This window comes from Massilia brevitalea (assembly GCF_030711405.1).
In the GTDB taxonomy this organism is placed as follows: Bacteria; Pseudomonadota; Gammaproteobacteria; order Burkholderiales; family Burkholderiaceae_D; genus Telluria; species Telluria brevitalea.
This window is the reverse complement of sequence record NZ_JAULSI010000010.1, coordinates 121,998-142,688: the sequence shown is the minus strand read 5'-3', so window position 1 is coordinate 142,688 and position 20,691 is coordinate 121,998. Positions and strand designations below refer to the sequence as shown.

The following is a 20,691-nucleotide window of genomic DNA, read 5'->3' as shown; positions in this document are numbered from 1 at the left end:
TCGTATGATCTCCCCGCTCACGGTAATGAATCCGGCTTTCGTATGATCTCGCCGTTCGCGGTGATGAATCCGGCTTTCGTATGATCTCGCTGTCGGCGGTGACGGTAGGGTGGGCTCTCGAGCCCACGCGGATCAGGCATACCAATAACCTTATAGGCAACAGCCCCACATACGCCAAAAGTGGGGCCTGTGTCAGAAACCCTCAGGCCAGCATCGTGGTCGCACCGGTCGCAAACGAGGCCCGCGCGATGCGTCCGTCGATGACTTCGTAAACGCACAGCATCTCGACCGTGCCGCGCCCTTCCGGGAAATTGCGGTACACCAGTTCCAGGTCGGTGACGAAGTTGCCGGCCACGCTGCGGGTCAGCAGCTGGGCGCGCAGATCGGGCTCGGCGAAGCGCGCTTCGTAGCGCGGGCGGATCTGCTCATGGCCTTCGGCCAGCAGCGCGCCGTGCAGCGCGAACTGGCGCGCATCCGGCGCATAGGTCGCCATCAGGGCGTCGAGGTCCTTGGCGTTATATGCGTCGAGCTGGGCCTGAACCACGGCGGCGGGCGAAACAGACATCGGCAACTCCGTCAAAGTAAAACCAGGTTATCGCGGTGCACCAGCTCCGGCCCTTCGATATAGCCGAGGATGGCTTCGATCTCGTGCGACGAGTGGCGCATGATGCGGCGCACTTCGCTGCTGGTATAGCTGGTCAGGCCACGCGCAACCGGCGTGCCGTCTTCGCGCACGCAGGTGATCACCTGGCCGCGCCCGAACTCGCCGCTCACCTTGACGACGCCGATCGGCAGCAGCGACTTGCCCTCTTGCGTGAGCTTCTGCACGGCGCCGGCATCCAGCACCACTTCGCCGGCCGTGTGCAGGTGGTCGACCATCCACTGGCGGCGCGCGGTCAGGCGCGTGGTGGGTGCGTTCAGCTGCGAGCCGATCGCTTCGCCGCTTGCCAGGCGCGTGAGCACGTCGGGCTCGCGGCCCCAGGCGATCACGGTGTGGGCGCCGGAACGGGCGGCGCGGCGCGCGGCCAGCACCTTGGTCAGCATGCCGCCGCGGCCGATGCTGCTGCCGGCGCCGCCGGCCATCGCTTCCAGCGTCGGGTCGCCGGCTTCGGCCTGGTCGATCAGGCGCGCGCCCGGGTCCTTGCGCGGGTCGGCGGAGAACAGGCCGCGCTGGTCGGTCAGGATCACCAGGGCATCGGCTTCGATCAGGTTCGCCACCAGGGCGCCGAGCGTGTCGTTGTCGCCGAACTTGATTTCGTCCGTGACCACCGTGTCGTTCTCGTTGATGATCGGGACCACGCCCAGGCGCAGCAGCGTCGTCAGGGTGGCGCGCGCGTTCAGGTAGCGTTCGCGGTCGGCCAGGTCGGCATGGGTCAGCAGCACCTGCGCCGTTTTCACGCCATGGGTGGCGAAGCTGGATTCGTAGATTTGCGCCAGGCCCATCTGGCCGACGGCGGCGCAGGCCTGCAGTTCGTGGATGTCGTGCGGGCGGCTAGTGAAACCAAGGCGCAGCATGCCCTCGGCAATCGCGCCGGAACTGACCAGCACGACCTCTTTGCCGAGGCCGCGCAGCGCGGCGATCTGCGTGGCCCAGCGCGCGATGGCCTCGTGGTCGAGGCCGCGTCCTTCATTGGTGACGAGCGAAGAGCCGACCTTGACGATGATGCGGCCGGCTGGTTGGATGCAGGAGGAATGCGCGGAGTTCATGGCGAGTGTTTTCCATCTCGCGGGCGCAAGGCCAGCAGGCCTACGCCTGCCAGCAGCTCGATCCCGCTCACGATCAACAGGGACCCATGCGGCAGGCCGATCGCGCATGCCGCGACCAGGCGCCCGGCCGGCTGGGCCAGCAGGAAGAATGCAACGAGATCGCCGAGGAGGGGCTGGTCGCCCCGCCTTGCCGCCAGCATCGCCAGCCCCGCGATCGCGAGACGGACGCCGACATAGATGGCGTAGAACTGGCTGTAGCCGTTTACGCCAACGAGAAACAGGCCCATGACCGCGGCGACCATGTCGGGGTCGAGCAGGGCCACGAGCGCCGCCAGCGAACTGGCGGTGGCCACCAGCTGCAACAGCTGGCCGCGCGCCCAGTCACGCGTGAACGTGAACTTGGGACGCTGAGGGATGACGCGGTCCTCAGTCTTCAAGGATCTTGAAGCGTGGATCGTCAGGATCGATCGAGCTGATGCCGCGTGCTTCCTCGGTCATCTGCGTGGTTTCGTCCACGCGCACGTCCTGCGCGCGCTTTTCTTCCAGGTGCAGGTAGATCGCGTTGATCAGGTCCTGGCAGCCTTCGCGGTTCAGGGCCGAGATCTCGAAGACCGGGCCTTTCCACGCCAGCTTTTTCAGGAAGTCCTTGACCTTCTTCTTGCGCTCTTCGTCCGGCACCATGTCGAGCTTGTTCAGCACGAGCCAGCGCGGCTTGTTCAGCAGGTCTTCGTCGTACTTCGCGAGTTCCTTGATCAGGGCCTTGGCTTCCTTCACCGGATCGACGCTTGCCTCGAACGGCGCCAGGTCGACGATGTGCAGCAGCAGGCCGGTACGCGACAGGTGACGCAGGAACTGGTGGCCCAGGCCCGCACCTTCGGAAGCGCCTTCGATCAAGCCCGGGATGTCGGCGATGACGAAGCTCTTCTCGTGCGATACGCGCACCACGCCGAGATTCGGATGCAGGGTCGTGAACGGGTAGTCGGCGATCTTCGGCTTGGCGTTCGAGACGGCCGTGATGAAGGTCGACTTGCCGGCGTTCGGCATGCCCAGCAGGCCCACGTCGGCCAGCACCTTCAGCTCCAGGCGCAGCTGGCGGCGTTCGCCCTCTTTGCCTTCGGTCTTCTGGCGCGGCGCGCGGTTGGTGGACGTCTTGAAGTGGATGTTGCCCCAGCCGCCCTCGCCGCCCTTGGCCAGCAGTTCGGTCTGGCCGTGTTCGGTCAGGTCGGCGATGATTTCGCCGCTCACGTTATCGATGATCAGGGTGCCGACCGGCATGCGCATGACGACATCGTCCGCGCCCTTGCCGTAGCAGTCCGAGCCGCGGCCGGGTTCGCCGTTGCGCGCGGTGTGCACTTTCGAATAACGGAAATCCACCAGGGTATTGATGTTGCGGTCAGCAACCGCCCAGATCGAGCCGCCCTTGCCGCCGTCGCCGCCGTCCGGCCCGCCGAATGGGCGGAACTTCTCGCGCAGGAACGATGCGCAGCCGTTGCCGCCGTCGCCCGCGATGACTTCAATTCTTGCTTCGTCGATAAACTTCATGATGACCGCCAAAAAACTAAAAAGGCTCTACCTTGGGCAGAGCCTTTCGATGGAAGGCTTGCGCCTTACAAGGATGCGCCGCTTGAAGCGGCGCTGAGCGTCAATTACGCTGCGACAGCTTCAGCAGCTGCAGCGACGACGGTGACGTACTGCTTCGAACCGACGCCTTGCTTGACGAACTTGACCGTGCCGTCCACCAGGGCGAACAGGGTGTGGTCTTTACCGAGGCCAACGTTCACGCCTGGACGAACCGGGGTGCCGCGCTGACGCACGATGATGCCGCCGGCGGTGATCGCCTGGCCGCCGTACACTTTCACGCCGAGGCGCTTGCTTTCTGAGTCGCGGCCGTTACGGGTAGTGCCGCCGCCTTTTTTGTGTGCCATTTAAATACTCCTGGATGACTGTTTAAAAATAGACCGGGGCAATTAGCCGTTGATCGAAACGACTTCGATCTCGGTGAAGTTCTGGCGATGGCCTTGACGCTTTTGGTAGTGCTTACGACGGCGCATCTTGAAAATGCGGACCTTGTCGTGGCGACCTTGCGAAATGACCTTCACCAGAACCGTCGCGCCTTCGACCAGAGGAGCACCAAACTTGATGCTTTCGCCCGCGCCAACGGCGAGGACCTGATCGATGGTGAGTTCGGAACCAATGTCTGCCGGTATCTGTTCTACTTTAAGTTTTTCGCCAGCGACAACTTTGTATTGCTTGCCACCGGTTTTTATGACCGCGTACATGATTGAAAACCTCATCAAATGTTTAAAGAATTCCCACCGGCGCCGTCGCGCTGAGCTGGTCTGAAGCCGGGGAACAGAGGATTATACATAGTTCGCCGCATTGCGTCAAAAGCCGGCATCACCCGTCAACAGTGTGTCATCCCAGCAACGATGGGCTCTGCGCGGGGAATGGATGGGTATTTCCTTACAGTTAGGCAAATGGCACGGCTTATGCATGCTTGTCGTATAATCGCCGCACTCAACGCCCTCAACGACTACGCAGGTTCGCCTTGTCCGCCGCTACCCAACACGCTCAACAGAACAATATTACCCAGACGATCGCCGACGACATGGCGGCGGTGAACACGGTGATCCGCCAGCGCCTGCACTCCGACGTCCCGTTGGTGAACCAGATTTCCGAGTACATCATCAGCGCCGGCGGCAAGCGCATCCGCCCCGTGCTGGTGCTGCTGCTGGCAAACGCGCACGGTTACCGCGGCACCGCGCACCACGAACTGGCAGCGGTGGTCGAGTTCATCCACACCGCCACCCTGCTGCACGACGACGTGGTCGACGAATCCTCGATGCGCCGCGGCCGCGAAACGGCGAACGCCCTGTTCGGCAACGCTGCCTCGGTGCTGGTTGGCGACTTCCTGTACTCGCGCTCGTTCCAGATGATGGTGGGCCTGGAAAGCATGCGCGTCATGCAAATCCTGTCCGACGCCACCAACGTGATCGCCGAAGGCGAAGTGCTGCAGTTGCTGAACATGCACAACCCGGACGTGACCCACGAGAGCTACCTCACCGTGATCCGCTCGAAGACCGCCAAGCTGTTCGAGGCCGCCGCCGAACTGGGCGCCCTGGTGGCCGGCGCCAGCAACGCGCAGATCGCCGCGGCCGGCGAATTCGGCCGCTCGCTGGGCACCGCCTTCCAGCTGATCGACGACGTGCTGGACTACGCCGGCGACGCCGCCGAGATCGGCAAGAACGTCGGCGACGATTTGCGTGAAGGCAAGCCTACCCTGCCGTTGATCTATTTGATGGAACACGGCACGCCGCAGCAGCGCGAACTGGTGCGCACCTGCATCGAGCAGGGCGACGAGCAGCATTTCGACGCGGTGCTGGCTGCCGTGACCTCGAGCGGCGCGCTGGATTACACGCGCCGCGAAGCGGAGGCAGCGGCGCGCCGTGCGGCCGAGTCGATTGCCGATCTGCCCGACAGTGCCTACAAGGAAAGCCTGCTCCAGCTCTGCAGCTTTGCTGTTGACAGGAACCACTGAGAATATTTATAGTTATGCCATCCCGAGACGTCATTTTCCCGGCGTCTCAAATTCAGTCGGGGTGTAGCTTAGCCCGGTAGAGCGCTACGTTCGGGACGTAGAGGCCGGAGGTTCGAATCCTCTCACCCCGACCATTTCATCTAGTTGATTCTCAACGATTTTCCTTGGTTTTCAAGGACTTACAGTACCAATGTCGCGAATGAGTATTACAACAGCTGAGGAGTAAGCTGCGTGTAGTCACTTAATCAAACGCGCCGCCGGTATTCGATTCACAGCGAAATCCCTGTTGACTTGCAGAGCCATTGCGCCGCCTCTATTCGCCCATTCAACACGGACGAGGTTATATCACTTATGCTCGGTCTGCTTGGCCGCGCAAACCACGCAGTGGCCTCAGGGAAAATCTGGACCAAAATTTAGGCCCGGCAAGCCAGAAACGGCCTACCAGTCTGTCGGATAGGGCGCTTCACTTACCGAAGTAAGGCTTGAACGCCTCCTGCAGCTCCGGCGAAAGCTGATTGAAGTCGATGCGCTGGTTCTTGATTTCAGCGCGCAGCTTGTCCGGACCGCCGAATGCTCGAACTGTTCGGGCGGCAAGATCACGGGCTAACTCGTGCAGGATCGGAATTGGCACATTGCCGTTATTCTCGGCATCAGGGTCGGCGGTTTCAAAAGTCTCCTCTGCGCCATCGCCACCGCATTCATCTCCCTGTACTGTGAATACTAGACCGTCGTTCCAATACTGATAAAGCCGCTGGCCCGGCTCAGGGTGCAGCCGTTTTGTGTACCCGGTCAGTACATAGTATGTTTTTGCGGCGTCGTTTACGCGCCCGAAAACCCACACCCGGCTTGTGCGGTACTCATCCTCGATCTGTCCACATTTCATGCGCAGTTCGTCCGGAAACGTCTCAAGGTTAATCCGGTCGAGGGGCAAGCGCAGACCCAGAACGGGAACGTTCAGAAAGTGCGGTGGCTTGGTGCTCTCCATCGCAGCGGTTGTCGTGCTGACTGCAAACAGGATCGCTGCGACGGTTCTGCTAATAACGGTAGACAGCATAAGTTGGCCTCGGCTTTTGCTTACGATATGTAGGTCCAGCCCAAAAATCATTCTGAACGAAGTCGGAAATCCAATTTCCCCCGTCAAACCCTGCGACATGCCCCGCATTGTTAGTGCTGCCCTTGTAGGACTCCATCACCATTACATCACCCTTCTGGAAATGGAAAGTATCGGGATTCTCGACCGTTATTCGATGAAATCCGAGCTTCTCAAGGGCCGGACCATACAGCTTTCCTTGCGGTGGATAAGAACCGTAGAAATTGGCTCCACCTGCTTGTAGAGCCTTTCGCACAAATAACCCGCACTGACCCTTCCCTGGAGGTTTAGGGGCGGCGTGGGCACGCAAATGCTTCGTGAATTTCTCCAGATCGACAGGCATGGCGCGCCTCTACGCAACCTTGTTGGCCGCCAAGTCCCATCCTCCAGCCGTGTTGCCCCCGCCGCCCCCGCCGATCCGCTGCTGCGAATACTTCCACTTGATCTTCGAGAATTTCAGGTTGACCGTCTCGGACAGGTAGGAATCGTCCCCGCCCAGGTGTGGGTTCACCATGCCGATCAGGACGTTCTCCAGCTCGATCTCGAAGTATTTGACGCGGGCGCCATCGCCATCAGCGCGGAAGAACTCGACCTTGGCTTTCGGGATCGTCTTGCCCATCGCGCAGGTTTGGGCAAGGATCGGGGACGACAGGTCGGTCAGCTTGGAAAAGGAGATTTCGGAGATTTCGACCCGCTCGGCCGTGTGCCCGCCGCCAGTCGAAGCCGTGGCGCTGCGGGGCTGGTGGATGCCCCAATGAATACCAGTCACCTCGATCCAATCCTTGTGCTTGTCGTCTTGCGATTCGCCCTTGATGCCGTCGATTTTCAGGTACACGTCGATTGCCGTGATAGTAAGTCTCCTAGCTGGGTTGTTGGCAGATTACTTTGAGGGTCTGCTTTTGCGGTTGTGTGCCGCTCGGCCTCGGTTCGGCTTGGTCAGCACACGCAAGGCCAGTGCGGCCACTACACCCCGCTGTTCATAGACGCTTGCTGTCGGCTTGCCATACGCGCACAAAACGCCAACAAGGAAACGCAGCGGGGTATCGGCTTTACGGGGAAGCTCAACGCTGCGGCGTTCGATCCAGGCTCGATGCAGCGCGTGCTCTTGTATTGATTCCCCGAGGAATGAAGTCAGTAGTAACTTACTATTGTTCTGCTGCTTCCCAACAGGCAGCTTGGCGTTGATCAATGCCGGTGGGAAACCAGAATTTCTCTAGTCAACCAGAGGGAGCCTGGCTCTGATCCAGTCCACCCAAGTCGGGGGCATCGTGATGCTTCGTGGGCCGTCTTGGTTTTCATCGTCGTAGTAGGTTAATTTGTCCTTCTCAATGCCGATGGGTTCATTTCCCGGCTCTCCATCCCAAAAGACCTTGTAGCGTCTCCTTGCAAGTAGCGCCCCTTGCTCGCTAAGGACTGTCAGATGAACGGTATCCATGCCATCCCCAAAGAAGGGACTGTTGTCCACCCCACTTCCACAAATGTTGATGGTGTATTTCTTGCCATTGAAGACTTTGACTCCACCATTCAGCTTCTCGTTGTAGTTGTAATTCTGACAGCCACTTCTGCTCCCATGATTATCAATGAAGATCGCCCCTAAAAAAATGATAACAAGCCAAATGATGACAGTGGGAGTCATCTTGATAAATTCTTGACTTGGGGATTCTGCAGCTCTAAAGACCTTGAAAGTCTTGTATCCAAAGAAGACAAAGATTCCAAAGACAACAGCAAGGCCTATCTGTTCAATGAAGTGCAGCGAGGCCACGATAAGTCCGTTGTGGATTTGGCGCGGAAGAAACCAGTCAATCACAATACATGCCAAAATCAGAACAATGATCGAAGTAAGAATCAAGAACAAATTCTTTATTGACTTGTAAAAGTAATTTAGCATGGTCGGCATACCACTTCCGTTTTGAATGCGACTGATCGGTTGGAATCACTGGGCATTTCGCCACACATCAATTTTTCGATTTCCACACTTCTTCTAAATTCAGTTTTATTGGCTTTGACAGCTTGACTTTCTTGAGTTCGGTGTAAATAGCGAAATCGCCACCCCGACCGAATTTCTCGCGCCATTTCTGGTAATCACTATTACGAACGGGGTAGTACACGTCCTGTTTTCGCATCGCTCAGAACATACCCTTGAGGATGTCAACGGGCTTATCAAAGCCATCTTGCGTGTAAGGCCCGCTTCCCCACTGTACGTCCTTGCCATAATTTGCCGCAAAATCCGATGCAAGAGCAGCCGGGACAAGTATTACACCGTTCCGATTCCAATGTCCCAGGTACTGCGAAGCTTTCTTACCCGGCTTATCCGAAAACGAATAGCTGTCTCGCGCATAGACATAGATGTGCGTAACCTCGACTTGAGACTGGCAACAATAGACCGGGGCTGCCCCCTTCGGATAGTTGTAATACTTCTCTGAGTGGACACGCGCCTCGGCTACGGCCGCGCAGATAGCAAAGTTCGCCAAGGAAGCTGTAAGATCAGTTAGACCAAAACTCCAATCCAGCGTATCGAGATTGCTTACAGCTTCCCTTTGGAATTGAAAATCGTTATGCAATTTTTGGATGTCGAGCCCTGAGTGTGCAAGTGCGTCAAGCTCTCCTGAATAGGCAATGCCATTTTCGGCGAATTTACTTGCCAGCATCCGTCCAACTTTTTCCCTGATAACCTTAATCGCCCTATCACCGTAAATTCCACTGCTGATTAGATTCTCGTACTTGGCCCGCGCTTTCGGGTACTTCATTACGAAGTCGAATGATACGATTTTTGTGTCAACCATGTCGGCTGGATAATCGTATGTTGTTCCATTGGGAATCTCATGCTTTCTTGAATTGAACCACCGCTTTGCGAGCTTCGCCGCGATAGTAAAACCCATCTTGTCGATTGCATCAGGTAGATCGAGCATGTCAAACGGCGGAGGAGTCCTGCATTCCTCGACTGGTTGCTTAGCTTTAGCCTGATCGTTGGAGACCTTGAACGGATGCCACGCTTTTTCGTTCGTTGCACTAACAGGGGCGGTTGGTGATGGCGGCGCTTTCTTTATCGCCGTGCCTGTTCCAGCCGACTTCGGCCCGGTCTGGGGCTCCGGCTTCGCCTTCTCTAGCTTGTTTGCTTGCGCTGCCTTCTCGCCGGGTAGCGGTGGCGGTTTCCTCTCCATGAGGATCGTGGCCTGTGGGTTGTTGAGGGGCTTGCAGCCCGCAGTCTTGTCGAACAGTTGCCAAGTCTTTCGCAACGCATAGAAACTGGCGAGGTCGAGCCTGTAGTACGGGATTCGGATTTGCTCTGGCATGGACGATTACGCAAGTAGGCGAACTGATGGCAAGCTGCCATTGTTGCGTGCCTTGCTTCGCAGCCGATTGACAAGAGTCAAGCCCGACTTGCGCGGCTGCTTAAAGTAGCCAGGATGCCACATGCCTGTATCGGGCATCCCGGCTGTGTTGTACGCGGCATCCCGCCGAAAGCATCTCCGGCAGGGCTAGGATGACGCCGGATTACTTCTTCGCGGGCCGTTCTACAACGCCAGACAGACTACAAATAAGCCGGAAGTGTTCACATGGAAGACGGATGGGTCAGTTTCATCCTGCGTACCTACAAAGAAGAGCCAACCTTGGGCGGTTTTATCAGTTTGCGCTTGCTCTTTTAGCCTCTTCGCGTGTGGTTTCGCATTCCCTGATGAGGGTATTGCGGCGCGACTTGCTCCAACCAGCCCAATGGACGCGGACGCGATACATGCTCCTGTACCTGCCGCTGGTCTCATCCCACTCCCCGGCACTGAGTGTCAGTTCACAATAGTCCTCGCGGATGACCGGCTTGACGATCCAACGGATCGGCGCATCGAAAAGGCGAGTCATTTCGTTCAGCGGTTAGGCTTGCCCCAAACGGATTTGAACACCTCCAAATAGGTTCGTCCCTCCACGCCCGGAATGCTTAACGGCATGTGGGGCCGGTCGTTCGGATACTTCATGTATGTCCGGCAGATCATACGGATAGTTGTAAGTGGAAACATGTCGCCTGCTCTTCCACACTAGAGCTTTCCACATGCAACACCACTTTCGGCGTAAGTTGTTGATTCTTAATGACCGGTGAAGTTCGAATCCTCTCACCCCGACTGCAAAATTCAAAAGCCAGACCAGGCATATGCCGGTCTGGCTTTTTTTATTCTTGCCTGGCTGAGCCAGTCACTGAGCGCAACTGGCCAGGATACCGTCTTGCTCAGGCCAGCTCGGTAACGAACTGCGACAACGGGCGGCGCACTTTCTTCAAGTTGACGAGCCAGTCGCCCTCTTCCGCGCGATAACCAACCGGCAGCAGGATCACCGAACGCAGGCCACGCTCACGCAGCTTCAGGATCTCATCGACCTTGGCCGGATCAAACCCTTCCATCGGCGTGGCATCCACCTTTTCTTCAGCGGCGGCAATCAGCGCGCTGCCGAGGCCGATGTAGGCCTGGCGTGCGGCGTGCTCGAAATTGGTCTCGGCGTCGCGCTGCGGGTAGGTCGACAGCAATTGCTGGCGGTAGGCTTCCCAACCTTCGTTCTTGAAGCCGCGCTCGTCGTTCACCAGGTCGAACATGGCATTGATGCGCTCGGGCGTGTAGTTATCCCATGCGGCGAACACCAGCAGGTGCGAGGCCTCCGTCACCTGCGACTGGTTCCAGGCATGCGCCTTGATCTGCTCACGCAGAGCAGGATCGGTCACCACGAACATCTCGTACTGTTGCAAGCCGCTGGAACTGGCCGTCAGGCGCACCGCCTCAAGAATACGGTCGAGCTTTTCTTGGGCGACCTTCTTGGCCGGATCCATTTTTTTGGTGGCATAACGCCACTGCAAGGTTTGCAGGAGATCAGACATGCAAATTTCTTTCTAATGAAGTGAATGACACGCCATGATGCCCGACGCGGCAAATTCTTGCCGAGCAGGGCTTCATTTTCCAGCAGCCCGCTTCACTTCACGGTCCGATTCATCGCCTACGCCACCTTAGCGCGCCTTCGGCCGGCGCAGGCCATACCACCCGCCCACCGCCACCACCACGCCCAGCGACACGGCGGACACCGCATCCCAGACGCCATCGCCCAGCAATGCGCTCACGAGACCGATAACGGTCAGCACGCCAAGCACGATCGGCGCGGTCCAGATGGGTCCAAAGATGCGCGTCATACCGCTGCCTCCTCGGCGCGCACTTCCGCCGGCTTGGCCGCTGCCGCCTTGCCGCGCTTGAGCCACAAATACAGGCCGGTAACGAGCACGACGATGGTGGCGATGTCCAGCAAGGCCCACAGCAGCTTCAGGGCCTGGCCGCCGTAGTCGCCGAAGTGCAGCGGCTGCGACACGCGCAGCGCCACCATGTACCAGGGCAGGTCGGGGCTGGCCGTCACGGCGCCGGTCTGGGCGTCGATCAGGACCGGCTTTTGCAGGCGCGAGGTCAAGGGCGTAGTGCCCTGCATGAAAGCGATGTAGTGGTGCGGGGTCGCGAACTTGGTGCCGGGGAAGGCCACATACTTCACCTGCATGCCGGGCGCGGCGCGCTCGGCCGCGGCGATCATCTGCGACATCGACCCCAGCTTCGTCACCGGCGGCAGGCCGGCATACGGCGCCGTTATCTCGGCCAACTCCGTTTTTTGCCAGGCCTTGAGCAGCAAATCGGCCCAGGTATTGATGACGCCGGTCGTGCCCACGACCAGCAGCCACACCAGCGTGACGATGCCGAGCACATTGTGCAGGTCGAGCCAGCGCACGCGGCGGCTGCGCTCATGCCGCACCGTCCCGAAGGCCAGCTTGCGCGTGAACGGCGCATACAGCACCACGCCGGACACCACCGCGAGGATCAGCAGCAAGCCCATGAAGCCGAGGAAGAGCTTGCCCCACAGGCCCGCATACAGATCCACATGCAGGTGGAACATCAGCGACATGAAGGGGCCGCCCTCGACCGGCGGCTCGGGCAGCAGCTGGGCGGTACGCGCATCCACCAGCAGGGGCTTGTAGTTCTTGTCGCGCGGCGTGTCGCCCAGGGTCATGGCCCACATGTCAGGCTCCTCCCGGTCCTGGGACAGGTACATCATGACCTTGCCGGGATACGCGGCCATGCCGGCGGCGACCACGCGGTCGATGTCGGCACGCGGCGTATCCGCCGGCATCTCGGGCGCCTCGACCTCGTTGCCGAGGGCGTGGATGATCTCGTGGTGATAAATCAGCGGCAAGCCGGTGATACAGAGCAGCAGCATGAACACCGTGCAGACCAGGCTGCTCCACTTGTGAATCCAGGACCAGCGGCGCACGTTCTTGGGTGTCATGGGGCGTGAATATTCGGTAGGGGGTCAGATCATAATGGTTCGCATTTACCCCGGCAACCCATTCCGCATATAATGCGAACCATTCTCATCTAGACCAACTTCCCCACCTGATGACTCCTGCCCGTTTTGCGCTGACTCCGCTGGCCCTCGCCGCCCTCCTGATGACCTCTGCCAGTGCCATCGCGCAAAGCACCCCTGCCGACAGCGACACCGCCGCCGAGCCGATGGCAACCGTCGTCGTCACCGCCTCGGCTGACGCATCCGCCCAGGGCTTGCCGGCGGCGTATGCCGGCGGCCAGGTGGCGCGCGGCGGCCGCCTCGGCCTGCTCGGCAACGTGGACATGATGGACACGCCGTTCAACACCACCAACTACACCCTCGGCGTGATCCAGGACCAGCAGGCGCGCAGCGTGGCCGACGTGGTGCAGAACGATCCATCGGTGCGCGTGGCGCGCGGCTCGGGTAACTTCCAGGAGCTGTACGTGATCCGCGGCTTCGCCGTCAATTCGGACGACCTCGCGTACAACGGCCTGTTCGGCCTGCTGCCGCGCCAGTTCGTCTCGGCCGAATTGCTGGAACGCGTGGAAGTGTTCCGTGGCGCCAGCGCCTTCGTCAACGGTGCAGCGCCGGGCGGCGGCGGCATCGGCGGCACCATCAATCTGCTGCCGAAGCGTGCGGCCACGAAACCGCTGACGCAGGTGACGGCGGGCGTCGAATCGGGCGGCCAGGGTTATGTGGCCGCCGACGTCTCGCGCCGTTTCGGCGAAGGCGAGCGCCTTGGCCTGCGCGTGAATGCCGCGCACCGCGAGGGCGACACCGCCGTCGACCGCGAGTCGCGCAAGCTCGACGTGCTGGCAGTCGGCATGGACTACCGCGGCGATGGCTACCGGCTGTCGGCGGACGTCGGCTACCAGGAGCACGCGCTGCACAACCCGCGTCCGGCCGTGACCCTGCTGGCGACCGTGCCGATGATCGCGCCGCCCTCCTCGACCAGCAACTTCGGCCAGCCGTGGACCGTTTCCAGCGAACGCGACACCTTCGGCACCGTGCGCGGTGAGGTCGACCTGGCGCAGGACGTGGTGGCCTGGGCCGCCTTCGGCGCCCGCAGCGGCGACGAACACAATGAACTCGCGTCGCCACGGGTCAGCAATGCCAACGGCACGACCAGCATGTCCCGCTTCGACAACGTGCGCCACGACACGGTGCGCACCGGCGAAGTCGGCGTGCGCGGCATGCTGCGCACCGGCGCCGTCAAGCATACGCTCAGCGCGACGGCTTCGGCCTTCTCGCTGTCCTCGCGCAACGGCTATGCGACCGGCCCCGCCCAGGCCACGAATATCTACCGTCCGGTCGACTACCCATCCGTCACGCCCACGCCAACGGTGGGCGGCAGCATGACCGATCCTCAGGTGACGATGACCAGCGACCTGGCCAGTTATGCAGTGGCCGATACCCTGGCCATGCTGGACGACAGCGTGCTGTTGACGGTCGGCGTGCGCCACCAGCGCATCCGCTCGGGCAGCTTCAGCTACATCACCGGCGCACGCACCGCGCGCTACGACGAAACGGCGAACACGCCGGTGGTCGGCCTGGTTTACAAGCCGGTCAAGGGTGTGTCGCTATACGCGAACTATATCGAGGCGCTGCAGCCCGGTCCTGTTGCGGCAGGCACGGATATCGACAACGTGGGCGAGGCATTCGCACCCTACCGCTCGAAGCAGAAGGAAATCGGCGTCAAATACGACGCCGGCAGGCTCGGCATGAGCGCGGCGCTGTTCACGGTCGCGCAACCGTCGGCCTTCGTCGTCGGCAGGCTCTTCGGCGTGAACGGCGAGCAGCGCAACCGCGGCCTGGAACTGTCCGTGTTCGGCGTGCCGCTGCGCGGCGTGCGCGTGCTGGGCGGCCTGACGCTGCTCGATACCGAGCAGGTCACCACCGCCGGTGGCCTCAACCAGGGCAAGGATGCGATCGGCGTGCCGAAGACCCAGCTCAACCTGGGCGGCGAGTGGGATGTGCCCTACGTCGATGGCCTGAGCCTGAATGCGCGTGCGCTGTACACGTCGACCCAGTTTGCCGATGGCGCGAATACGAAGGAAGTGCCGTCCTGGACCCGCTTCGACCTGGGCGCCAGTTACGCGCTGCGCGTCATGGAGCGCGAGGTCACGCTGCGCGCGCGCGTGAACAACGTGGCGGACAAGAACTACTGGGCGTCGGTGGGCGGCTTCCCGGGCAGCGGCTACCTGGTGGTCGGCGCGCCGCGGACGTTCTCGCTGACCGGCACGGTCGATTTCTGATTCAGCCCCCGGAGCGCAAGCCGGTCTCGATCATCGACCGGATCCGCTCCGCCATCGTGTCCATCGAAAACGGCTTGGTGAGCACCGCCATGCCCGGCTCCAGGTAGCCGTTGTTAAGCACGGCGTTCTCTGCATAGCCCGTGATGAACAGCACCTGCAATCCGGGCCGCTTGACGCGCCCGGCGTCGGCCATCTGGCGCCCGTTCATGCCGCCCGGCAGGCCGACATCCGAAATCAGCATGTCGACCCGCGCATCCGACTGCAGGATCTTGAGGCCGGTCGCGCTGTCGGCCGCTTCGATCCAGGCCAGGCCGAGGTCTTGCAGGATGTCGATGACGAGCATCCTCACCGTCGGCTCGTCGTCCACGATCAGCACGGTGGCGACCTGCCCGGACTGCCTGAACTCCGTCACCGCGGCCGCGACTTCGGTATCGTCGTCGACGCTGTCGCCATATTGGCGCGGCAAGTAGATGCACACGGTCGTGCCCTGCCCCACCTCGGAATAGATGCGCACCTGCCCGCCGGACTGCTGGGCGAATCCATAGATCATCGACAGCCCGAGCCCGGTCCCCTGGCCGATGGGCTTGGTGGTGAAGAAGGGTTCGAATGCCCGTGCGATGACCTCCGGCGACATGCCGGTGCCGGTATCGCTCACGCACAAGGAAAGGTACTGGCCCTGCTCCATGTTCTGCTTGCGCGCGGCGCGTTCGTCGATCCACTTGTTGGCGGTTTCGACGGTGATGCGGCCGCCATCGGGCATCGCATCGCGCGCATTGATGCACAGGTTCAGCAACGCGTTCTCCAATTGCGAGGCGTCGACCAGGGCGGTCCAGGCATCGGACACGCACACGACCTCGATCGGAATCGCCGGCCCCACGGTGCGCTGGATCAGCTCCTGCATGTCGGCCACCAGCCGGTTCACGTTCGTGGCCTTCGGTGTCAGCGTCTGCTGGCGCGAGAAGGCCAGCAAGCGGTGCGTCAGGGCCGCCGCCCTGCGCGATGCTCCCAGCGCCGTCGTGATGTAGCGCTCGAAGTCGTTGAAGCGTCCCTGCTGCATGCGCATCTGCATCAGCTGCAGGGCGCCGGAAATACCGGCCAGCAGGTTGTTGAAGTCATGCGCCAGGCCGCCGGTGAGCTGGCCCACCGCTTCCATTTTCTGGCTCTGGCGCAGGGCGTTCTGCATCGTCTCGAGTTCGGCCATCTGGTCCTTGTCGCGCGTGATGTCGCGGCCTACGGCGTTGATCAGGCCATCGTGCGAACGCGTGGACCACGAGATCCAGCGATAACTGCCGTCGCGGTGGCGATAGCGGTTGTCGAAGCGCTGGTGGCTGATACCGCCTGACAGTTCCTGCGCGCCTGCGGCGGTATGCGCCATGTCGTCGGGGTGGATCAAATCGAACAGGTTGGAACCGACCAGCTCATGTTCGCGCCAGCCCAGCACGACGCTCCAGGCCGGGTTAGTGGCGGTAATGACGCCATCGAAGGTACAGCGCAACATGATGTCGGACGACAGCGTCCAGAGCGCATTGCGGTCCTGGGAACGCTCCGCGACCTGCCGTTCGAGGTCGATCAGGATGCGCTTGCGCTGGTTGATGTCGTCGAGCACCAGGATGATGCCGGCCTGGCCGCCGTCGCTGTCGGCCAGCGGCACCGCGCTGATCGCGACCCATACCTCGGTCCCATCGTCCTTCGCCAGCAGGAATTCGTCGCCGGGCACGACCAGCTCGCCGCGCAGGGCCCGTGCGCTCGGGTAGCGTTCGGGCGTGAGCAGGCGTCCTTGGGCGTCGTAACCGCGCCAGTGCTCCTGCCCGGTGCCCGCGCCGTGGGCAGGACGGGGATAATCGGGCAGGAATTTGCGGAACACGGGGTTGCTCAACACGGGCTGGCCATCGCCGTCGAGCAGGCAGACGCCGACCGGCAAGTGTTCGATCAGCGTGGAGAAGCGGTTGGCCGCCTCCCGGCGCTTGAAGACTTCCTGCTCGAGCGCGATGTTGCGTGCGCGTAGCTCGATTTCCGCCGCATCGCGCTGGCGTGCCGCGATGACCCCGGCGGTGCTTTCGTTCGCGATGTTGAGGATGCCCATGATCCGCCTGCCGTCACGCAGCGGACTGTAGGCAAAGGACCACCAGGTATCCTCGTCATAGCCATTGCGCGTCATGACCAGGTGCATGTCGACAAAGCTCACCGCCTCGCCGCCGAGCACGCGCTCGATGAGCGGACCAATGTCGCGCCATATTTCCGACCACACGACGGAGATCGGCTGCCCGAGCGCCGCCGGATGGCGCTTGGCCAGGAACGGCACATAGGCGGCGTTGTAGAGCAGCGTTTGCTCGGGACCCCAGGTCGCGCACATGGCGCGCGGCGTCCCCAGCATCATGGCGAAGATCGCCTCGAGCGACGCAGGCCACTGCGCGCGCGGCCCAAGGGGTGTCGTGCTCCAGTCGAAGGTCTCCAAATCGGAGAGAACCGCACTCACGCGCCCACCTGGCGCTGGCTGAAGCGCACTGGGCGCAGGGGAAGTTGATACATAAAAACACGAGACGGGAATGTATGAGCAAGCGTGATTTTTGCACATATTTGCCCATCGTCTCGCACCGGAAGCGGCACGCTGTCCCCCGGACCGGCCCTGCATCACATCCGTTCAGAACGCGTGACGCATCCGGTTCAGCAGGGTCTTGTCGTTCTTGCGGATGTACGAGGTCATGACCGTGCCGGCCGCGCGCTGTCCAGGCCCTCGTCCTGGCGAGCTGCGAACTGATCCACCTGGCGCCGTCGACCAGCGTACGCCAGCATGTGGACCAATTGAACCGATCGAAGCGCGCCTGGGTGGCGCGCCGGAAATAAGACTCAAGCCCTGCGCTTGTCGTCGTCCACCAGTTCGAACCACATCGCGTTCAACACCGCGAAAGCGGCCGCCAGCGGCAGGCCGAGGATCCAGGCGAAATACCACATGATCAGACTCCTTATTCAATATCAGTAATTAGTAGGCGTGGCCCTTGCCGTCGCGGATGCCATCCGCATCGACCTTGCCCCACAAAACCTTGTAGACCCAGCTGGTATAGCCGATGATGATCGGCAGGAAGATGCAGCTGCCGACCAGCATGATGAACAGCGTCAGGTGGCTCGACGAGGCATCCCACACCGTCAAACTGGCCGCGCCCTGGATCGACGACGGCAGGATGAAGGGGAACATCGACGCGCCCACGCTGAGGATGATGCCGGCAATCGACAGGCTGCTGAACACCATGGTCCAGCCTTCCCAGCGGCGCGCCAGGCCAAGCAGCGCCAGCACGGCGCCAACGAAGCCCAGCACCGGCGCCGCCACCGTCCACGGATGGGCAGCGTAGTTGGCGAACCAGGCGCCGCCCTGCCCCGCCACCGTCTTGAACAGCGGATTCGAGGCGCCGGTCGTCACGACTTCGCTCGTGATGCGGTAGCCATCGACAAAGCGCCACAACACCCAGCCGGCCAGCGCATACAGCGCCACCACGGCCACGGCCGCGCACATGCCCCAGTTGCGGGCGCGCGAGGCGACGGCGCCCTCGGTCTTCAGCGCCAGCCAGCTGGCGCCGTGCATCACCAGCATCGCCACCGACACCAGCCCGCACAGCAGCGCAAAGGGGTTGAGCAGGCCGAAGAAGCCGCCGTCGTAGAAGATCTGCATGTCCGGCGTCAGGCGGAAAGGCACGCCCTGCAGCACGTTACCGAGGGCCACGCCGAAGATCAGCGACGGCACGAAACCACCGACGAACAGCAGCCAGTCCCAGGTGCTGCGCCAGCGCGCCCCTTCGTGCTTGCTGCGGTATTTGAAGCCGACCGGACGCAGGATCAGGGCGAACAGCACCGCGAACATGGCGAGATAGAAGCCCGAGAACGACACCGCGTACAGCTGCGGCCAGGCGGCGAAGATGGCGCCGCCGCCCAGCACCAGCCAGACCTGGTTGCCTTCCCAGACCGGGCCGATGGAGTTGATCACGACCCGGCGTTCCAGGTCGTTTTTCGCCACGAAGGGCAGCAAGGTGCCGGTGCCGAGGTCGAAGCCGTCGGTCACGGCAAAGGCGATCAGCAGCACGCCCAGCAGAATCCACCAGATGACGCGCAATACGTCGTAGTCGAGCAGTGTATGAAGAATCATGGTTGTTGTCTCCGGAGTGTCAGGATGGCTGCAGGCTGGCGTTGCGTGGCGCCGCGACGCGGACTTCGCCGGCAAGCGGCATGTCCGGTGCATCGTCGGCCTCGGGCCCCTTGCGGATGGCTTTCAGCATCAGCTTCATCTCGACGATGATCAGGATCGTGTACAGCACGACAAAGCCGAGCAGCGTGCCGAGGACGGTGCCGATGCCGAGGTTCGACACCGCCACCGCCGTCGGCAGCACGCCTTCGATGGCCCAGGGCTGGCGGCCCAGCTCGGCCACGATCCAGCCGGCTTCGGCGGCGATCCACGGCAGCGGCAGCGACCACACGGCGAGCTTCAGCAGCCACGGGTAGGTGTCGAGCTGGCGGCGCGCCGACAGCACGAAGAACACGGCGGTAAAGGCGATGAAGTAGATGCCCAGGCCGACCATCACGCGGAAGGACCAGAACAGCGGCGCGACCTGCGGCACGGTGTCGCCGGCGGCCAGCGCGATCTGCGCGTCGGTGGCCTGGCGCGGATCGTCGATGTAGCGCTTCAGGAGCAGCGCATAGCCCAGCTGCTGGCCGTGCGCTTCGAATGTGGCTTGCAGTTCGGCCGGGACCGGGCCCTTGCCGCCAAGCGCGCGGATCTGTTCGAGCGCGTCGTAGGCCACGATGCCCTGGCGAATGCGCGCCTCGGCCAGTTGCACGAGATCGTGGATGCCGGGAATCTGGCCGTCCAGCGAGCGCGTGCCGATCAGGCCCATCACCCAGGGGATGTGGATCGAATAATGGGTCTCGCGCGCGGCCTGGTCGGGGAAGCCGAAGGCGGTGAACGCGGCCGGCGCCGGCTCGGTGTGCCACATGGCTTCGATCGCGGCCAGCTTCATCTTCTGGTGTTCGGTCGACAGGTAGCCGCTTTCGTCGCCCAGCACCACCACCGACATCGAAGCGGCCAGGCCAAAGGAAGCGGCCACCGTCATCGAGCGCTTGGCGAGCTCGGCGTGGCGTCCCTTGAGCAGGAACCAGGCCGAGATGCCGAGCACGAAAAAGGCGGCGATCACGTAGCCGGCCGAGACGGTATGCACGAACTTGGCCTGGGCCACCGGGTTGGTCAGCACGGCGTAGAAGTCGGTGACTTCCATGCGCATGGTCTGCGGGTTGAGGGCGGCGCCGACCGGGTTCTGCATCCAGCCGTTGGCGATCAGGATCCACAGCGCCGAGAAGTTGGTGCCGATGGCGGTCAGCCAGGTCACGATCAGGTGGGCGCGCTTCGAGAGCCTGTCCCAGCCGAAGAAGAACAGTCCGACAAAGGTCGCTTCGAGGAAGAAGGCCATCAGGCCTTCGAGCGCCAGCGGGGCGCCGAAGACGTCGCCCACGTAGTGGCTGTAGTAGCTCCAGTTCATCCCGAACTGGAATTCCATCACCAGGCCGGTGGAAACACCGATGGCGAAGTTAATCCCGAACAAAACGCCCCAGAACTTGGTCATCTGGCGCCAGATGGGGCGGTTGGTCATCACATAGACCGTCTCCATGATGGCAACCAGCATCGACAGCCCGAGGGTCAGGGGCACGAACAAAAAGTGGTACAGCGCCGTAAGGGCAAACTGTAGCCGGGAGAGCCCGACGACATCGAGATCCATGGTGAGAGCCTT

General features: G+C 61.7%; 19 protein-coding genes, 1 tRNA gene and 1 pseudogene. 3 read left to right on the top strand and 18 right to left on the bottom strand.

Going from position 1 to position 20,691, the window contains the following annotated elements; translation table 11 throughout:
- Nucleotides 1-202 precede the first annotated feature (202 nt).
- The 6 genes from QWL29_RS08595 to rplU all read right to left on the bottom strand — a co-directional run bounded on the left by QWL29_RS08595 (nt 203) and on the right by rplU (nt 3,986).
- Entirely contained in the window at nt 203-565 is a 363-nt protein-coding gene (locus tag QWL29_RS08595; RefSeq protein ID WP_305822471.1) for a nuclear transport factor 2 family protein, read from the bottom strand.
- An 11-nt stretch (nt 566-576) separates the two neighbouring features.
- Nucleotides 577-1,707, bottom strand: a complete 1,131-nt coding sequence (gene proB / locus QWL29_RS08590) for a glutamate 5-kinase (protein WP_305822470.1) — start codon at nt 1,705-1,707, stop codon at nt 577-579.
- Nucleotides 1,704-2,144 (bottom strand): hypothetical protein, encoded by a 441-nt coding sequence (locus tag QWL29_RS08585; RefSeq protein WP_305822469.1) that lies wholly within the window; start codon nt 2,142-2,144, stop codon nt 1,704-1,706. Before QWL29_RS08585 ends, proB begins: the two co-directional genes overlap by 4 nt.
- Entirely contained in the window at nt 2,134-3,249 is a 1,116-nt protein-coding gene (gene obgE / locus QWL29_RS08580; protein WP_305822468.1) for a GTPase ObgE, read from the bottom strand. The genes QWL29_RS08585 and obgE overlap by 11 nt, the downstream gene beginning before the upstream one ends.
- A 104-nt stretch (nt 3,250-3,353) precedes the next feature.
- On the bottom strand, nt 3,354-3,632 hold the full coding sequence (gene rpmA, locus QWL29_RS08575) for a 50S ribosomal protein L27 (RefSeq protein ID WP_305822467.1): 279 nt from the start codon (nt 3,630-3,632) through the stop codon (nt 3,354-3,356).
- Between the two features lie 42 nt (nt 3,633-3,674).
- Nucleotides 3,675-3,986 carry a 50S ribosomal protein L21 gene (gene rplU, locus QWL29_RS08570; protein WP_305822466.1) on the bottom strand — a complete coding sequence of 104 codons (312 nt, stop codon included), beginning with the start codon at nt 3,984-3,986 and terminating at the stop codon, nt 3,675-3,677.
- 269 nt (nt 3,987-4,255) lie between these two features.
- Here rplU and ispB point away from each other — a divergent pair, with 269 nt between their 5' ends.
- Together ispB and QWL29_RS08560 are read left to right on the top strand one after the other, a co-directional pair.
- On the top strand, nt 4,256-5,245 hold the full coding sequence (gene ispB, locus QWL29_RS08565; protein WP_305822465.1) for an octaprenyl diphosphate synthase: 990 nt from the start codon (nt 4,256-4,258) through the stop codon (nt 5,243-5,245).
- Nucleotides 5,246-5,302: 57 nt separating this feature from the next.
- Nucleotides 5,303-5,379, top strand: a tRNA-Pro gene (locus QWL29_RS08560).
- A gap of 329 nt (nt 5,380-5,708) precedes the next feature.
- Here the strand turns inward: QWL29_RS08560 and QWL29_RS08555 are convergent.
- The 8 genes and pseudogenes from QWL29_RS08555 to QWL29_RS08520 form a co-directional block, all read right to left on the bottom strand.
- The gene (locus tag QWL29_RS08555; RefSeq protein WP_305822464.1) at nt 5,709-6,299 is read right to left on the bottom strand and encodes a hypothetical protein; all 591 of its coding nucleotides are present in this window, start codon (nt 6,297-6,299) and stop codon (nt 5,709-5,711) included.
- Entirely contained in the window at nt 6,280-6,678 is a 399-nt protein-coding gene (locus tag QWL29_RS08550; protein WP_305822463.1) for a CHAP domain-containing protein, read from the bottom strand. Before QWL29_RS08550 ends, QWL29_RS08555 begins: the two co-directional genes overlap by 20 nt.
- Before the next feature lie 9 nt (nt 6,679-6,687).
- Entirely contained in the window at nt 6,688-7,170 is a 483-nt protein-coding gene (locus QWL29_RS08545) for an Hcp family type VI secretion system effector (protein ID WP_305822462.1), read from the bottom strand.
- A gap of 378 nt (nt 7,171-7,548) precedes the next feature.
- Nucleotides 7,549-8,232: a hypothetical protein gene (locus tag QWL29_RS08540; RefSeq protein ID WP_305822461.1), complete on the bottom strand. Its 684-nt coding sequence runs from the start codon at nt 8,230-8,232 to the stop codon at nt 7,549-7,551.
- A gap of 58 nt (nt 8,233-8,290) precedes the next feature.
- Nucleotides 8,291-9,244: pseudogene (locus QWL29_RS08535) on the bottom strand (DUF6402 family protein).
- 1,307 nt (nt 9,245-10,551) lie between these two features.
- Nucleotides 10,552-11,190, bottom strand: coding sequence for an NAD(P)H-dependent oxidoreductase (locus tag QWL29_RS08530; RefSeq protein WP_305822460.1), 639 nt, complete (start codon nt 11,188-11,190; stop codon nt 10,552-10,554).
- A gap of 126 nt (nt 11,191-11,316) precedes the next feature.
- Nucleotides 11,317-11,496, bottom strand: a complete 180-nt coding sequence (locus QWL29_RS08525) for a hypothetical protein (protein ID WP_305822459.1) — start codon at nt 11,494-11,496, stop codon at nt 11,317-11,319.
- A complete protein-coding gene (locus QWL29_RS08520) occupies nt 11,493-12,629 on the bottom strand; it encodes a PepSY-associated TM helix domain-containing protein (RefSeq protein ID WP_305822458.1) in 1,137 nt (378 codons plus the stop codon). The genes QWL29_RS08525 and QWL29_RS08520 overlap by 4 nt, the downstream gene beginning before the upstream one ends.
- A 110-nt stretch (nt 12,630-12,739) precedes the next feature.
- On the opposite strand from QWL29_RS08520, the gene QWL29_RS08515 reads away from it, so the two are divergent.
- Nucleotides 12,740-14,923 carry a TonB-dependent receptor gene (locus tag QWL29_RS08515; RefSeq protein ID WP_305822457.1) on the top strand — a complete coding sequence of 728 codons (2,184 nt, stop codon included), beginning with the start codon at nt 12,740-12,742 and terminating at the stop codon, nt 14,921-14,923.
- Nucleotide 14,924: 1 nt separating this feature from the next.
- Here the strand turns inward: QWL29_RS08515 and QWL29_RS08510 are convergent, their stop codons facing one another.
- The 4 genes from QWL29_RS08510 to QWL29_RS08495 form a co-directional block, all read right to left on the bottom strand.
- Nucleotides 14,925-17,399 (bottom strand): PAS domain-containing hybrid sensor histidine kinase/response regulator family protein, encoded by a 2,475-nt coding sequence (locus QWL29_RS08510; RefSeq protein ID WP_305822456.1) that lies wholly within the window; start codon nt 17,397-17,399, stop codon nt 14,925-14,927.
- Between the two features lie 371 nt (nt 17,400-17,770).
- Nucleotides 17,771-17,875, bottom strand: a complete 105-nt coding sequence (gene cydX, locus QWL29_RS08505) for a cytochrome bd-I oxidase subunit CydX (protein ID WP_305822455.1) — start codon at nt 17,873-17,875, stop codon at nt 17,771-17,773.
- A gap of 28 nt (nt 17,876-17,903) precedes the next feature.
- Entirely contained in the window at nt 17,904-19,058 is a 1,155-nt protein-coding gene (gene cydB, locus QWL29_RS08500; protein WP_305822454.1) for a cytochrome d ubiquinol oxidase subunit II, read from the bottom strand.
- 19 nt (nt 19,059-19,077) lie between these two features.
- A complete protein-coding gene (locus QWL29_RS08495; protein WP_305822453.1) occupies nt 19,078-20,679 on the bottom strand; it encodes a cytochrome ubiquinol oxidase subunit I in 1,602 nt (533 codons plus the stop codon).
- Nucleotides 20,680-20,691 lie beyond the last annotated feature (12 nt).

Coding starts and splice junctions, on each gene's coding strand:
- QWL29_RS08595 (WP_305822471.1), bottom strand. CDS start 565: ATGTCTGTTTCGCCCGCCGCCGTGGTTCAGGCCCAGCTCGACGCATAT.
- proB (WP_305822470.1), bottom strand. CDS start 1,707: ATGAACTCCGCGCATTCCTCCTGCATCCAACCAGCCGGCCGCATCATC.
- obgE (WP_305822468.1), bottom strand. CDS start 3,249: ATGAAGTTTATCGACGAAGCAAGAATTGAAGTCATCGCGGGCGACGGC.
- rpmA (WP_305822467.1), bottom strand. CDS start 3,632: ATGGCACACAAAAAAGGCGGCGGCACTACCCGTAACGGCCGCGACTCA.
- rplU (WP_305822466.1), bottom strand. CDS start 3,986: ATGTACGCGGTCATAAAAACCGGTGGCAAGCAATACAAAGTTGTCGCT.
- QWL29_RS08555 (WP_305822464.1), bottom strand. CDS start 6,299: ATGCTGTCTACCGTTATTAGCAGAACCGTCGCAGCGATCCTGTTTGCA.
- QWL29_RS08550 (WP_305822463.1), bottom strand. CDS start 6,678: ATGCCTGTCGATCTGGAGAAATTCACGAAGCATTTGCGTGCCCACGCC.
- QWL29_RS08540 (WP_305822461.1), bottom strand. CDS start 8,232: ATGCCGACCATGCTAAATTACTTTTACAAGTCAATAAAGAATTTGTTC.
- QWL29_RS08530 (WP_305822460.1), bottom strand. CDS start 11,190: ATGTCTGATCTCCTGCAAACCTTGCAGTGGCGTTATGCCACCAAAAAA.
- QWL29_RS08525 (WP_305822459.1), bottom strand. CDS start 11,496: ATGACGCGCATCTTTGGACCCATCTGGACCGCGCCGATCGTGCTTGGC.
- QWL29_RS08520 (WP_305822458.1), bottom strand. CDS start 12,629: ATGACACCCAAGAACGTGCGCCGCTGGTCCTGGATTCACAAGTGGAGC.
- QWL29_RS08515 (WP_305822457.1), top strand. CDS start 12,740: ATGACTCCTGCCCGTTTTGCGCTGACTCCGCTGGCCCTCGCCGCCCTC.
- cydX (WP_305822455.1), bottom strand. CDS start 17,875: ATGTGGTATTTCGCCTGGATCCTCGGCCTGCCGCTGGCGGCCGCTTTC.
- cydB (WP_305822454.1), bottom strand. CDS start 19,058: ATGATTCTTCATACACTGCTCGACTACGACGTATTGCGCGTCATCTGG.
- QWL29_RS08495 (WP_305822453.1), bottom strand. CDS start 20,679: ATGGATCTCGATGTCGTCGGGCTCTCCCGGCTACAGTTTGCCCTTACG.